Source organism: Calidithermus chliarophilus DSM 9957, assembly GCF_000430045.1.
Taxonomy (GTDB): domain Bacteria; phylum Deinococcota; class Deinococci; order Deinococcales; family Thermaceae; genus Calidithermus; species Calidithermus chliarophilus.
On the sequence record NZ_KE387023.1, the window covers coordinates 1,338,536 to 1,353,283 of the forward strand.

The following is a 14,748-nucleotide window of genomic DNA, read 5'->3' on the forward strand; positions in this document are numbered from 1 at the left end:
GNACGCCGCCGTCCCCGCCGCCCTGGCGCTGTTCGGGGTGATGAGCCTGATCTGGCTGGGCCGCAGGCCCAGCCTGGCCGAACGCATTCGCAGGAGGAGAGCATGAACCAATGGTTCAAGGAGATCGAAGCCCCCGCCGAGCGCAAGTGGGAGGAGTTCTACCGCAACCGCTTCGCCCACGACAAGCGGGTGCGCACCACCCACGGCGTCAACTGCACCGGCTCGTGCAGTTGGGAGGTCTTCGTCAAGGACGGCATCGTGACCTGGGAGCTCCAGGCCACCGACTACCCGCAGCTCGAGGCCGGCCTGCCCCCCTACGAGCCCCGCGGCTGCCAGCGCGGCATCAGCTTTAGCTGGTACCTCTACAGCCCCATCCGGGTGAAGTACCCCTACGGGCGGGGGGCGCTGCTCGAGCTGTGGCGCGAGGCCCGCGAGCGCCACGCCGACCCCGTGGAGGCCTGGAAGAGCATCGTCAGCGACCCCGAGAAGCGGCGGCGCTACCAGAAGGCGCGGGGCAAGGGCGGCTTCCGCCGCATCGCCTGGGAGGAGGCGCTGGAGATCATCGCCGCCAGCGTGGTCCACACCACCAAGCAGCACGGCCCCGACCGGGTGATCGGCTTCAGCCCCATCCCCGCCATGTCGCAGATCTCCTACGCGGCGGGCTCGCGCTTCCTGACGCTGCTGGGCGGCGTGGCGATGAGCTTTTACGACTGGTACTGCGACCTGCCCCCGGCCTCGCCCGAGATCTGGGGCGAGCAGACCGACGTGCACGAGTCGGCCGACTGGTACAACGCCCGCTTCATCGCGGTGATGGGCTCCAACCTCAACATGACCCGCACCCCGGACACCCACTTCATCGCCGAGGTGCGCCACGCGGGGGCCAAGCTCACCGTCTTCAGCCCCGACTTCTCCATGGTCGCCAAGTACGCCGACTGGTGGATCCCCTCCAACCCCGGCCAGGACACCGCCTTCTGGATGGCCGTCAACCACGTGCTGCTCAAGGAGTGCTACGTCCTGCGGCAGGTGCCCTACTTCAGCGACTACCTAAAGCGCTACACCGACAACCCCTTCCTGGTCGAGGTCGCGGGCCCCAGGCCGGGGCGCTACCTGCGGGCGGGCCGCCTCGAGGCCTACAAGGACGTCGAGAACGGCGACTGGAAGCTCCTGATGTGGGACGCCCAGCGCGGGCCCGCCATGCCCGGGGGCACCATCGGCTTCCGCTGGCAGAGCGAGAAGGGGCAGTGGAACTTAGAGCTCAAGGACCCCACCAGCGGCCAGCCCATCGACCCGCTGCTCTCCTTCCGCGACCAGGCCGACGAGGTGCGGCTGCTCGAGTTCGACGACTTCACCACCGGCAAGACGCTCCAGCGCGCCGTGCCCGTGAAGTACGTCCAGACCAAGGACGGCGAGCGGGTGGCGGTCACCACCGTCTTCGACCTGCTGTTGGCCCAGTTCGGCGTGGACCGGGGCCTGGGCGGGGCCTACCCCCAGGGCTACGACGACGAGGAAGGGCTCTACACCCCCGCCTGGCAGGAGAAGTACACCGGCATCCACCGCGACACCGTGATCCGCTTCGCGCGCGAGTGGGCCGAGAACGGCGAGAAGACGAAGGGCAAGAACCTCATCATCATCGGGGCCGGGGCCAACCACTGGTACCACAACAACCTGCTCTACCGCGCCGGGATCGTGGCCCTGATGCTCACCGGCAGCGTGGGGGTCAACGGCGGCGGGCTGGCGCACTACGTGGGCCAGGAGAAGCTCGCCAACCAGGCCTCCTGGGGCCCCATCGCCTTCGCCGGCGACTGGGGGATGGCCCCCCGGCAGCAGAACTCACCCAGCTTCCACTACGTCCACTCCGACCAGTGGCGCTACGAGCGCGGCTACCGCGACTACGACAGCGTGCCGAACAAGGAGCGCCTCTCCGACCACACCATCGACCACCAGGCCCGCGCGGTGCGCAAGGGCTGGCTGCCCTTCTTCCCGCAGTTCAACCGCTCGAGCCTCGAGGTCGTGCGCGAGGCTCAGGCTAAAGGTGCCAAGACCGACGCCGAGATCGTGCAGTACGTGGTCGAGCAGCTCAAGGCGGGCAAGCTCGAGTTCGCCGTCGACGACCCCGACGCCCCCTCCAACTGGCCGCGCACCTGGTTCATCTGGCGCGGCAACGCCATCGGCACCAGCGCCAAGGGCCACGAGTACTTCATGCGCCACTACCTGGGCACGCACTCCACGGCCATCGCCCCCGAGCAGGCCAAGGGCTGGGTGAGCGAGGTCAAGTACCGCCCGCAGGCCCCCGAGGGCAAGATCGACCTGGTCGTCGACCTCAACTTCCGCATGGACACCTCGGCGCTGTACTCCGACATCGTGCTCCCGGCGGCCACCTGGTACGAGAAGGAGGACCTCAACACCACCGACATGCACACCTTCATCAACCCCATGCAGGCGGCGGTGCCCCCCGCGTGGGAGTCGAAGCCCGACTGGGAGATCTACAAGGCCATCGCCCAGAAAGTCTGTGAGCTGGCCAAGCCCCACTTCCCCGAGCCCGTCAAGGACGTCGTGATGCTGCCCCTGCAGCACGACACCCCCGACGAGTTGGCCCAGCCCACCGACAGGGACTGGAAGAAGGGCGAGGTGGAGGCCGTCCCCGGCAAGACCATGCCCAAGTTCCGCGTCGTCGAGCGCGACTACGGCAAGCTCTACGAGCGCATGGTCACGCTGGGCAAGGCGGTGGAGGCCAACGGGGTAGGGATGCACGGGCTCTCGATCCCCGTGCAGGACTTCTACCAGGAGCTCGCCCAGCGCCAGGGGCGGAAGGTGGACGGGCAGGTGCTGCCGAGCCTCGAGGAGGCCCGCGAGGTCGCCGAGGCCATCCTCTTCCTCGACCCCGTCTCCAACGGCGAGCTGGCCTACCGCGCCTTCAAGGACGAGGAGAAGAAGACCGGGCAGAAGCTCACCGACCTCGCCGACCCCGTGCGCGACGTGCGCATCGGCTTCAAGGACATCGTGGCCCAGCCGCGGCGCATGCTCACCTCGCCCACCTGGAGCGGCCTGATCAACCAGGGCCGCGCCTACAGCCCCTACACCCTCAACGTCGAGCGGCTCATCCCCTGGCGCACCCTCACCGGGCGGCAGCACTTCTACCTCGACCACCAGGGCTACCTGGCCTGGGGCGAGCACCTGCCCACCTACAAGCCCCGCCCCGACCACACCATGCTGATGGAGACCGAGAAGAGCGCGGCGGAGGCCCAGGGTAAGCTGCTCAACTACATCACCCCCCACGGCAAGTGGAGCATCCACTCCACCTACTCCGAGAACCACCGCATGATGACCCTCTCGCGCGGGGGCTACCCGGTGTGGCTCAACGACAAGGACGCCGAGGAGATGGGCATCACCGACAACGACTGGGTCGAGGTCTTCAACGACAACGGCGTCTTCGTGCAGCGCTGCATCGTCTCGGCCCGCATCCCCAGGGGCACGGTCTTCGTCTACCACGCCACCGAGCGCACCGTGGGCATCCCCAAGAGCCCCCTGCGTGGCAAGCGCGCGGGCATGAACAACTCCCTCACCCGCGCCCGCCTCAAGCCGGTGCTGATGTCGGGCGGCTACGCCCAGTTCACCTACGCCTTCAACTACTGGGGCCCCACCGGGGTCAACCGCGACACCTTCGTCTACGTGCGGCGCGTCGAGGAGCCGCAGTGGTGATGCCGATAGCTGATAGCCCATAGCCGAAGGGCCACAGGCCGTCCGCCACCCGCTATGAGCTATCCGCCGGCTCCAAAGGAGACCAAATGAACGTTCGAGCCCACATGAGCATGCTCTTCCACCTCGACAAGTGCATCGGCTGCCACACCTGTTCGGTCGCCTGCAAGAACCTCTGGACCGACCGCAAGGGCACCGAGTACATGTGGTGGAACAACGTCGAGACCCGCCCCGGCGCGGGCTACCCCACCGGCTGGGAGGAGCAGGAGCGTTTCCAGGGCGGCTGGGAGCTGAAGAACGGCGAGCTCGAGCTGCGCCTGCACTCGAGGGCGCGCGGGCTGTCGAGGCTGTTCTTCAACCCCGCCCTGCCCACCCTCGACGACTACTACGAGCCCTACACCTTCCGCTACCAGGACCTCTTCAGCGCCCCCGAGGGCAACGACCAGCCCACCGCCGTCCCCGTCTCGATGGTCACGGGCGAGCCCATCCAGATCGAGGCCGGCCCGAGCTGGGACGACGACTTAGGGGGCTCCAACCTCTACGCCAAGAACGACCCCAACTGGGAGGGCGTGGACCCTGACATCCAGGCCCAGATGCACGAGATCGAGCGGGTGGTCTTCAACTACCTGCCGCGCATCTGCAACCACTGCCTCAACCCCTCCTGCGTGGCAGCCTGCCCCAGCGGGGCCATCTACAAGCGCGCCGAAGACGGGGTGGTGCTGGTCAACGAGAACAAGTGCAAGGCCTGGCGCATGTGCGTGGCGGCCTGCCCTTACAAGAAGGTCTACTACAACTGGGCCAGCGGCAAGAGCGAGAAGTGCATCCTCTGCTTCCCGCGCCTCGAGACCGGCCAGGCCCCGGCCTGCGCCCATAGCTGCGTGGGCCGCATCCGCTACATGGGCGTGCTGCTCTACGACGCCGACAAGATCTACGCCGCCGCCAGCGCCCAGGAGTCCGAGCTCGTCGAGGCCCAGCGCGAGGCCATCCTCGACCCCTTCGACCCCGCCGTGATCGCCGCCGCCAAGGAAAACGGCCTCGACGACGACTGGATCAAGGCCGCCCAGAACTCCCCGGCCTACAAGTTCGTCAAGCTGTGGAAGCTGGCCCTGCCGCTGCACCCCGAGTACCGCACGATGGCGATGATGTTCTACATCCCCCCGCTCTCGCCCGTCGTCAGCACCGTCGAGCGCGGCCTGATCAAGCTCGACCTGCCGCCCGAGCGCATGGACTTCGAGCTCTTCGAAAACCTGGGCAAGGCCCGGCTGCCCGTGGAGTACCTCGCCAACCTCTTCGCCGCCGGGAACGTCGCGCTCATCGAGCCCATCCTCAAGAAGATGCTGGCCGTGCGCATCCTCAAGCGCCGCCAGAGCGTCTACGGGGAAGTGGACGCCCAGACCCTGGCGCTGCTCGAGGCCGCCGGGACCAGCCTGGAGGAGGCCGAGGCCATCTACGAGCTCACCACCCTGCCCACCCTCGAGGAGCGCTTCGTGATCCCGCCCTACCACCGCGAGGCCGCCGCCGAGCTCTACAACGACCCGCTGGCCCACAAGGGCGAGGTGGGCCTGGGCTACATCCAGCCCCCCCGGCGGGGCGAGTGAGGTGAGCGCATGAGCGCCAAGGCGACCCCCAACCCCCTCCTCCAGACCCTCGCGCTGGCCTTCGAGTACCCGCGCCAGGGCAGCCTGGGCGTGCTGTGGGAGCAGGCCCGGCCCCTGCCCTACAGCCCGGCCAAGCTCTACCTCGAGCGCTTCCTCAAGGCCGTCTCGCAGCTCAAGCTCTCCGAGCGCGAGGAACTGCACACCCGCACCCTCGACCTCTCGCCGCTCTTCGCGCCCTACGTGGGCTTCGCGGTCTACGGCGAGGACTACCGCCGCGGGGCCTTCATGGCCGCACTCAACCGCGAGATGCAGGGGCTGGGCCTCGAGCTGCGCGGCGAACTGCCCGACCACCTGGCCCCGGTGCTCTCCTACCTGGCCATTGCCGCCGAGCCGCTGCCCGAGCTGACGGAGCTGCTCGAGCCCGCCCTGCAGGCCATGTACCGCACCCTCAAGACCATGGAGCCGGGCAACCCCTACCTGCACCTGCTCGACGCGGTGCGGCAGGCGGTGCGCGAGCTGCCCCGGCCCAAGCCGGAGGCCCGCCCGCCCGCTCCCGCGCTCCAGCCGGCCCCGGAGGGAGGTATCCGATGAACTGGAACACCCTGCTCTTCCTGGTTTTTCCCTACGTCGCGCTCGCGCTGGCGGTGGTGGTCAGCGTGATCCGCATGCGCGGGCGGCCCTTCTCGGTGTCGGCCCAGTCGAGCCAGTTGCTCGAGTCGCGCAAGCTCTACTTCGGCTCCACCGCCATGCACTGGGGGCTGGTGCTGATCCTGGGCGGGCACCTGCTGGCCGTGCTGCTGCCCAAGGGCCTGCTGCTGTGGAACGCGGTGCCCCTGCGGCTGTACCTGCTCGAGATCACCGGCCTGGCCCTGGCGCTGTGGGCGGGCGTGGGCGTGTGGATCCTGCTGGCGCGCCGCCTGGGCGACGCCCGCGTGCGGGTGGTCTCCACCCCCATGGACTACGTGGTGCTGCTGCTCCTGCTGGTCTCCATCGTCACCGGCGTCATCACCGCGGGCGCCTACCGCTTCGGCTCCTACTGGTTCCCGGCGGTGTTCACCCCCTACCTCTGGAGCCTCCTCACCCTCCAGCCGCGCCCCGAACTCGTCGCCGACCTGCCCTTCTGGATCCAGTTCCACGTCTTCAACTTCTGGCTGCTGCTGGCGGTGTTCCCCTTCTCCCGGCTCATCCACGTCGTGACCGTGCCGCTGGGCTACTTGTGGCGGCCCTGGCAGGTCGTGATCTGGCTGCGGCGCCAGCGCCGGCCGCGGGCCACCCCGCCCGGCGCCCCCCAACCCACGCCCACCCCCAAGCCGCAGCCCGCGTTGCAGGACAAGGGAGGTTCGTATGGTTCAGACTAGCCCTTCGGCGGCCCCCTCCGAGCGCAAGGCCCGGCTCGAGGTCCTCACCCTCTCCACCCTCGGCTTCACCCTGATGTTCGCGGTGTGGCTGATGTTCGGGGTGCTGGGCGTGCCCATCCGCAAGGAGTTCGGCCTCAACGACGTGCAGCTTTCGTGGCTATCGGCGGTCGCCATCCTCAACGGCTCGATCTGGCGGCTGGCGGCGGGCATCCTGGCCGACCGCTACGGCGGCAAGGTGATCTTCACCGCCATGCTCTTCCTCACCGCCATCCCCGCTTTTTTGGTCGCCCACGTCAGCAGCTACCAGACCCTGTTGTTCTACGCCTTCTTAGTGGGCTTCGCGGGCAACGCCTTCAGCGTGGGCATCGCCTGGAACTCGGCCTGGTTCCCCAAGGACCAGCAGGGCCTGGCGCTGGGGGTCTTCGGCGCGGGCAACGTGGGGGCCAGCGTCACCAAGTTCATCGGCCCGGCCCTCATCGCCCTCACCCCGGCGGCCGGCTACCTGGGCGGCGTGATCCCCGGCGGCTGGCGCTTCGTGCCCTTCCTTTACGGCATCCTGCTGATCCTCATGGGCCTGGCGATGTGGGTCTTCACCCCCCGCGCCGACCGCAGGCCCGGTCGCGGCCGCCCGCTGGGTGAGATGCTGCGCCCCTTGCGCAATGTGCGGGTGTGGCGCTTCAGCCTCTACTACGTGGTGGTCTTCGGGGCCTACGTGGCGCTGTCGGCCTGGCTGCCCAAGTACTACGTGGATGTCTTCGGCCTGCCGCTGTACCAGGCCGCGCTGCTCACCGCGCTGTTCATCTTCCCGGCCTCGCTGCTGCGGCCGCTGGGCGGCTACCTCTCCGACCGCTTCGGCGCGCGGCGGGTGATGTACTGGACCTTCGGGACGCTGCTGTTCTCGAGCTGGCTGCTCTCCATGCCCGACGGGCACATCGTGCTCTACCTGCCCAGCAAGTACGAGGCCGACGGCATGCGCGAGGTGTTGCCCTACACCATGACCGTGTGGCCCTTCACCCTGCTGGTCTTCCTGGTGGGCGTGGCGATGGGGGTGGGCAAGGCCGCGGTCTACAAGCACATCCCCGAGTACTTCCCCAGCGACGTGGGCGCGGTGGGCGGCCTGGTGGGGATGCTGGGGGCCCTGGGCGGCTTCTTCCTGCCCCCGCTCTTCGCCTACACCCAAACGGTCACCGGCATGCCCCAGACCACCTTCATGGTGCTCTTCGCCCTCACGCTGGTCTCGGCCATCTGGATGCACCTCACGGTGATCTCCCTGCTCAACAAGGCCGCGCCGCAGCTCAAGGGCAAGTTCGAGCACGTCGAACACGGAGGTGATTGATCGTGGCCGTACGCAAAATTCCTACCGAAGGGGGAACCTGGCTCTCCCGCTGGGAGCCCGAAGACCCCGACTTCTGGCAGAAGACCGGCAAGGCGTTGGCCTGGCGCACCCTTTGGGTCACCACCTTCAGCCTCACCCTCTCCTTCATCGTCTGGTTCATGGTCTCGGCCATCGTGGTGCGCCTGCCCAACATCGGCTTCAACTTCACCACCACCCAGCTCTTCTGGCTCACCGCCATGCCGGGCCTGGCCGGGGGGATGCTGCGCATCGTCTGGACCTTCCTGCCGCCCATCCTGGGCACCCGCCACCTGGTCACCTTCTCCACCCTGCTGCTGCTGATCCCGGTGCTGGGCTGGAGCTACGCCATCTCCAACCCCACCACCCCCTACTGGGTGCTGCTGCTGCTGGCCTTCCTGGCGGGGGTGGGGGGCGGGAACTTCTCGGGCTTCATGCCCTCGACGAGCTACTTCTTCCCCAAGCGCCTGCAGGGCACGGCCCTGGGCATCCAGGCGGGCATCGGCAACTTCGGCGTCTCGGTGGTGCAGTTCCTCACGCCGTGGGTGGTGGGCTTCGCCCTCTTCGGCAGCAGCCTGGTGGGCCTGGGCGACCCCCAGACGTACACCAAGGGCGAGGTGAGCAAGGCCATCTGGCTGCACAACGCCGCCGAGGTGTGGATCCTGTTCATCCTGCTGGCCGCCGTGCTGGCGTGGGCCTTCCTGCGCAGCGTGCCGGTGCGGGCCAACTTCCGCGAGCAATTCGACATCTTCCGCGACAAGCACACCTGGGTCATGACCTCGCTCTACATCGCCACCTTCGGCTCCTTCAGCGGCCTTTCGGCGGTGTTCGGCCTGCTCATCAAGCAGCTTTACGGCAAGTTCGACGGCGCGCCCGACCCTTTGACCTACGCCTTCCTGGGCCCGCTGGTGGGCTCGGTGCTGCGCGTGATCTTCGGCCCCATCGCCGACCGGGTGGGCGGGGCGCGGCTGACCCAACTGAGCACCCTCGGCATGCTGCTGAGCGCGCTGGCGCTGAGCTTCTTCCTCACCCCCGAGTCCCTGGCCGAGTTCCCCTACTTCGTGGCCTCGATGCTGGCGCTGTTCTTCTTCGCGGGGATCGGCAACGCCAGCACCTTCAAGCAGATGCCCATGATCTTCGAGCCGCGCAAGGCAGGCGGGGTGATCGGCTGGACGGCGGCCGTCGCGGCCTTCGGCCCCTTCGGCTTCTCCACCCTCATCGCCGCGATCATCGCCCAGACCGGCTCGCCGACCGCCTTCTTCTACGGCCTGGCCGTGTTCTACCTGATCAACGCCGGGCTGAACTGGCACTTCTACACCCGCCGGGGCGCCGAGAAGCCCTGCTGAGCGCCCGGCCGCTCCGCTCTCCCCCCGTCGCGGGGGAGAGTTTTATGCCTTGCCGGCGGAGGCGGCCAGCGGCGGATAGCCGAGGACCGCGCCCGGCACGGTAAGGCGCGCTGCGGCTTCGCGAGGATGGGCTTGCTGCCCGGCGAGTATGCCTTCGTGAAGCTAAATTCCGCTGCCCCGAGTGCTTCAAGCGAGCCCCTCCCAGCGCGTTTCGAGAGAATATTTATATTCTTAAGCCAGTCATCAGCCAGAGGGGATACAATCGGGCGGTCGTAAAACCGTTACCCGAGGATTGATGTCTGGAACGCAGTTCTTCTTCCGAGCGATAGACACGGTTCATCCTTCGTTACGCGATACGGGCCCAGGAGTTACGTGTTGTGATCTTTGAACATCCCTTAACCCAAATCGATGCTAGCGTGGCAGGTGTGAAGCGTTTGCCGCGGTTACGTCGTGCTGAAGTTGGGGTCTACGAAACCCGCACTCTGCGGGAGCGGCTGAAGATTTCGGGGGGATTGAAGCGATGAGCAAAGCCACGGGGAATATTCAGCTCAAACTCTGGGGGCCCGCCCGCCTGGAATATCAGGGGCGTGAGATCAAGCTCCAGCGCAAAGGCCTGGCGATCCTGTACTACCTGCTGCTCGAGGGGCCCACCCGCCGCGAGGTGCTGGCCGACCTGCTGTGGGGCCACAGCGCGGCCTCGCAGAACCTGCGCGTCGAGCTCCACCGCCTGGGGCAGGCCCTGGCCCCCCTGGGCTTCACCGGCTTCCAGCCCGGGGAGGACCCCCTCAAGCCCCCGAGCTACCTGCAGCTCGACCGGGCGGCCGGGCCGGGGATGCCGATGGAGGGCCTCGAGGACATCTCCGCCGAGTTTAGGGCCTGGCTCGAGGGCCAGCGCTCGCAGCTCATGTCGGGCAGCCCCGGCGCGATGGGCCGCGAGCGGCTGGTGCAGGACGTGGCCGCCCAGATCCAGCCGCCCTTCCTGCTCATCCTCATGGGCCGCCCCGGCTCCGGCCGCACCTCCTTCGCCCAGGCCCTGGCCAAGACGCTGGGCATGCCCTTCCTGGAGGGCCCGCGCGGCTCGGGCCGCGTGCTGCACTACCTGCGCGCCCCCTACCCCGACGGGGCCGTAGAGCGCGCCCTCAACGACCGCGAGGGCCTGTGGGTCGTCGAGCGTTCCTCCTTCGGCGAGGACCCCCAGATCATCCTCGAGCTGCGCAGCCACTACCCCCCCGAACGCACCCGCTGCATCACCCTGCCCCCGCTCTCCTGGGGCGAGGCCCGCAGCGGCCTGCTCAACCAGATGCCCTTCGCCCAGGCCGCCAAGCTCTTCCTGGCCTCGGGCGGCAGCCCGGGCTACCTGCGCGAGCTGCTGGCGATGGGCCAGTTCGACGGCGACCTGCCCCTGCCCCAGCGGGTGCGCGCGCAGGTGCAGCTCGAGGCCCGCATGCTCTCGCTGGAGGCCCGCCTGGCGCTCGAGCGCCTCTCGGTCCACCCCGCCCCCTTCACCCAGGGCCTGCTCGACGCGCTCGAAGGCACCCCCTTCCTCGACGAGCTCGAGCGCTGGGGCTGGCTGGTCTACAACGGCCAGTGGCAGTTCGCCGACGACTCCATCCGCCGCGTGCTCTACCACAGCCTCCAGCCGGGCCGCCGCCAGCAGTACCACCGCCAGGCCGCCCTGCAGATGGCCCTGGAGAACCAGACCATGCCCGAGGCCTACCACCGCCTGATGGCCGGCGACACCACCGACTGGAGCACCTTCGTGCAGGCCCTGGAGGACTGGCCCCAGTACGGCCTGCGCGCCTTCCTGGACATGCCGCTGCCCGACCTCCCCGAGCTCAGCCCCGAGGAGCTCTCGCCCGGCGGCGAGATCGCCATGCTCGAGGAAAGCCGCTTCGGCCTGGGCTTCGACACCGAGGGCCGCTACCTGCGCTGGAACCGCACCCCCTCCATCGTGGGCCCCTCCGGCCTCGAGTGGGCGACCTTCGAGGAGCCGGGCCTGCTGCACCTCAAGGGCTACGCCTACGTGGAGAACCCGCTGGGCGTCGGCATCACCGGCGTCGCCGCCCCTCTGGTGCTCACCCTGCGCGGCGAGCGCGAGGGCCGGGTCTACTTCCTCAAGGGCGCTAAGCCCGCCCAGCTCGACCCCCAGACCACCGTGCTGCCGCTGCCCGAGAAGCTCGACTTCTGGTTCCGCGTGCCCCAGGGCGTGAGCGTGAGCCTGCACAGCGCCGCCGAGAGCGCGCTGCTCGACCTCGAGGTCAACGCCTACCGCATCAGCCAGGCCCCCGCCACCTACGAGAAGCCGCGGGTCGCGGTGTACGAGCTGTTTCCCAGCCTGGTCTCCGGGCGCATCTGGCGCTAGGCGCAGGCGTAAACGGGCGTGAAGGGAGGGGAGCGATCCCCTCCTTTTCTTGTTGCGGTCTTGCTCCCGGCAATACCTGCTTTCGGCTCGAGCGCTGCGCCAAAGACCCGCACCAGAAGGCGGTTTTCTGCCAGAAATTCCACGGTGATTGGTGTAATACCCGATTCGGTTAGTTCGTCACCGAAGGGTGACGCCGCCCGAAGTTATCCGCGTAGCGGAGGGCGATACCGCCCCTTGGAAGGGATGCGCTTGCTTCGCCGGCCGTCAGGGAGGGGTGTGCCCTGGGGTCCAAAAAGATAGCCTCCGGGGCTCTTCGGATCGGATGATTATCTTTTTGAATCCGGTATGAGGGTATCCCGCGCGAGCCCCCACCCCTGCTTGCCCCAGACCTACATGTACAATATCCTGTACATATGAAGGCCATCACCTACACCCACGCCCGCCAGAACCTGGCGAAAACCATGGACGAGGTCATCGATAACCACGACCCCATCATCATCACCCGCAACAATGACCGCGCGGTGGTGATGATGAGCCTGGAAGACTTCAACGCCTGGCAGGAAACCGCCTACCTCATGTCCAACCCCGCCAACGCCCGCCGCCTGATGAGGTCGATCGAGTCGCTCGAGCAGGGCAAGGGCAAGGTTAGGGAGCTGTTGGAGGAATGAGGCTGATCTTTTCGGGGGAGGCCTGGGAGGACTACCTGTACTGGCAGAAGACCGACAAGGCCTTGCTCCGCCGTATCAACGAGCTGATCCGCGACGCCCAGCGTAACGCCTTCGACGGCCTGGGCAAGCCCGAGCCGCTCAAGCACAACCTGCAAGGCTGGTGGTCGCGGCGCATCAACCAGGAACACCGCATGGTGTACAAGGTCGAGGGCAACGACCTGATCATCGCGATGCTGCGTTACCACTACGAGGACTGAGCCAGGACATTTTCCACTGCCCGCGCCAACCGCTCAATGTCGTCCAGGTCGTTGTAGACCTGTGCCGAGACCCGCACCCACAGCCGCCCCTGCACCGCGATCACGGGGGCTTCGATCCGGTGCTCGAACAGCAGCGCGTCCTTCAGGCGGGCGGCCTCCTCACGGGTAGAGCCCGCGTGCTCGGGCAGGGGCACGCTGACCATGCAGCCGACCATGCTCCGGGGGGTCTCGAGGCGCGTCTCCCAGCGCTCGGTGAGGTGCTGGGCGGCCTGCCAGGCCAGGGCGTGGTTGTAGCGGCGCATGGCCTCCAGGCCCAGGAAGTCCTGCATGAAGGCGATGCCCTCGGGGGCGGCCAGGAAAGGGGAGGGGTCGCGGGTGCCCACCCAGTCGAACTCTTGGTGCAGGCCCTGGTCCAGGCCCCAGGAGATCACGGGCGGGTGCAAATCCCTCTGGCGCTCGGGCGCGACCCACAGAAAGCCGCAACTGCGGGGGGCGAAGGCCCACTTGTGCAGGTTGCCGGTGTACCAGTCCACGCCCAGGCCGGGGATGTCCAGCGGGATCGCGCCGGGCGCGTGGGCCCCGTCGGCCAGCACGGGGACTCCCCTGGCGCGGCAGGCGGCGGCCATCTCGGCTAGAGGCAGGATCAGCGCGCTCTCGGAGGTCACGTGGTCGAGGATGGCGACCCGGGTCCGGGGCGTGACGGCCCGGGCCACGCGCTCGACGTACTCGCCGGGGTCGCGGGTGGGGAAGGGCAGGTGAACCGTGACCAGCCGGGCCCCGCGTTCGCGGGCCACGAAGGCCGCCGTGTTGATGACGGCGCCGTAGGCCAGGTCGGTGATGAGCAGCTCGTCGCCGGGCTCGAGCCTCAGCGACCGCAGCACCGCGTTGACCCCGGTGGTGGCGTTGTCCACGAACACCAAGTCCTCGCCCCGCGCCCCCATGAAGGCGGCCACGGCCTCCGCCGCAACCCGCATCCGGGGCGGCCGGGCCGGCGGCCCGGGCGCGAGGTTCATCAGCTCGCGCAGCAGGTAGCGGGCCGGCTGGCGCTCGATCTCGTCGCGGATCGCCTGCTGGGCCTCGAGCACCCGCCGCGGCGTAGCCCCCACCGTGCCGTGGTTGAGGTAGGTAATGGCGGGGTCCAGCAGCCAGTGCTCGAGCATCGCGCGGCCGAAGGTGAGGGGGGAGGGGTGTCGGGCAAGGTCCATAGGGGTCCTTGGGTATAAGGCTATCAGCTATCAGCCGCCAGCCGTCAGCGGGAGGCTCGTGACCCGTGGCTCATGTTGAAAGAAACTCCTCCCTGACGGCGTCGAGGGTCGAGGCGTCTTGCGTCTTGCGTTTGGCTATCGGCTATCAGCTATCGGCTATCGGCGTTGGGCCATCAGCTACCGCCCATCCGCCCCCTCCTCCGCCAACAACCGCCGCTCGGCCAACAGGGCCAGCCGCAGGCTCGCGAGCAGGGCAGCCGACTCGAGCGAGTCGCCCAGGATGGCCTCGAGCTGCTGCAGGCGCTTTCGCACGGTGTTGACGTGCAGGCCGAGGTGGGCGGCGGTCTGGGCGAGGCTGCGGCCGAGCTCGAGGTGGGTGCGCAGGGTGTGCTCGAGGCGGCCTCGGGGGTCGTGGCGGCGGATGGCGCCCAGCGTGGCGTCGAAGACGGGGCGCAGGCGCTCGACGGGGGCGGTCGCCACCACCCAGGCGGTGGGCTCGAGGTCCTCCCAGGAGGCCGAGCCGCGCGGCTCGAGCACGCTCTCGGCGGCCAGCAGGGCCTCGCGGTGGGCGGCGGGGAGGTCGGGGGGGAGGTGGGGGCTGGAGAGGCCCAGGCGGGTGTCGCTGGCCGGGGCCACGGCGGTGAGGGCGGCCCGCAGGCCCTCGAGCTGCTCGCGCGGGCGGGGGCTCTGCCAGGCCAGCAGCACCACCTCGGAGAGGAAGCCGGTGAGGAAGGGGAGGCCCCGGGCGCTGAAGAACTCCTCCCCGGCGCGGCGCAGGGCGTCCTGGAAGACGCGGAACTCGAGCTGTTGCTCGCGGCCGGTGCGGCTGCGGGCCCAGGGGTCGCGCACCTCGACCACGGCCAGGGCCACCGGCTCGCCGGTGAAGCCGAAGGCGCGCAGGCGGGCC

At 68.6% G+C, this 14,748-nt stretch carries 11 protein-coding genes; 9 read left to right on the forward strand and 2 right to left on the reverse strand.

What is annotated here, in order from left to right:
• The first annotated feature begins 102 nt into the window (after window positions 1–102).
• From MEICH_RS0106445 to MEICH_RS0106485, 9 genes are all read left to right on the forward strand, one after another.
• A complete protein-coding gene (locus MEICH_RS0106445) occupies window positions 103–3,699 on the forward strand; it encodes a nitrate reductase subunit alpha (RefSeq protein WP_027891931.1) in 3,597 nt (1,198 codons plus the stop codon).
• An 86-nt stretch (window positions 3,700–3,785) separates the two neighbouring features.
• The gene (gene narH, locus MEICH_RS0106450) at window positions 3,786–5,294 is read left to right on the forward strand and encodes a nitrate reductase subunit beta (RefSeq protein ID WP_027891932.1); all 1,509 of its coding nucleotides are present in this window, start codon (window positions 3,786–3,788) and stop codon (window positions 5,292–5,294) included.
• Between the two features lie 9 nt (window positions 5,295–5,303).
• Complete coding sequence (locus tag MEICH_RS23935) at window positions 5,304–5,885, forward strand: nitrate reductase (RefSeq protein WP_036218394.1); 582 nt, start codon at window positions 5,304–5,306, stop codon at window positions 5,883–5,885.
• Window positions 5,882–6,652: a respiratory nitrate reductase subunit gamma gene (narI, locus tag MEICH_RS0106460; RefSeq protein WP_027891933.1), complete on the forward strand. Its 771-nt coding sequence runs from the start codon at window positions 5,882–5,884 to the stop codon at window positions 6,650–6,652. Before MEICH_RS23935 ends, narI begins: the two co-directional genes overlap by 4 nt.
• Complete coding sequence (locus tag MEICH_RS0106465) at window positions 6,639–7,988, forward strand: MFS transporter (RefSeq protein WP_027891934.1); 1,350 nt, start codon at window positions 6,639–6,641, stop codon at window positions 7,986–7,988. The genes narI and MEICH_RS0106465 overlap by 14 nt, the downstream gene beginning before the upstream one ends.
• Window positions 7,989–7,990: 2 nt before the next feature.
• Window positions 7,991–9,349, forward strand: a complete 1,359-nt coding sequence (locus tag MEICH_RS0106470; protein WP_084542339.1) for an MFS transporter — start codon at window positions 7,991–7,993, stop codon at window positions 9,347–9,349.
• A 520-nt stretch (window positions 9,350–9,869) separates the two neighbouring features.
• Window positions 9,870–11,711: an AfsR/SARP family transcriptional regulator gene (locus tag MEICH_RS23945; protein ID WP_051303981.1), complete on the forward strand. Its 1,842-nt coding sequence runs from the start codon at window positions 9,870–9,872 to the stop codon at window positions 11,709–11,711.
• A 413-nt stretch (window positions 11,712–12,124) separates the two neighbouring features.
• A complete protein-coding gene (locus MEICH_RS0106480) occupies window positions 12,125–12,379 on the forward strand; it encodes a type II toxin-antitoxin system Phd/YefM family antitoxin (protein ID WP_027891936.1) in 255 nt (84 codons plus the stop codon).
• Window positions 12,376–12,636 carry a Txe/YoeB family addiction module toxin gene (locus tag MEICH_RS0106485; RefSeq protein WP_027891937.1) on the forward strand — a complete coding sequence of 87 codons (261 nt, stop codon included), beginning with the start codon at window positions 12,376–12,378 and terminating at the stop codon, window positions 12,634–12,636. Before MEICH_RS0106480 ends, MEICH_RS0106485 begins: the two co-directional genes overlap by 4 nt.
• Here the strand turns inward: MEICH_RS0106485 and MEICH_RS0106490 are convergent.
• Together MEICH_RS0106490 and MEICH_RS23950 are read right to left on the reverse strand one after the other, a co-directional pair.
• Window positions 12,624–13,841: an aminotransferase class V-fold PLP-dependent enzyme gene (locus MEICH_RS0106490; RefSeq protein WP_027891938.1), complete on the reverse strand. Its 1,218-nt coding sequence runs from the start codon at window positions 13,839–13,841 to the stop codon at window positions 12,624–12,626. The two genes, MEICH_RS0106485 and MEICH_RS0106490, sit on opposite strands and share 13 nt — an antisense overlap.
• A gap of 177 nt (window positions 13,842–14,018) precedes the next feature.
• The coding region (locus MEICH_RS23950) for a PucR family transcriptional regulator (protein WP_036218396.1) at window positions 14,019–14,748 on the reverse strand (730 nt) is incomplete at its 5' end.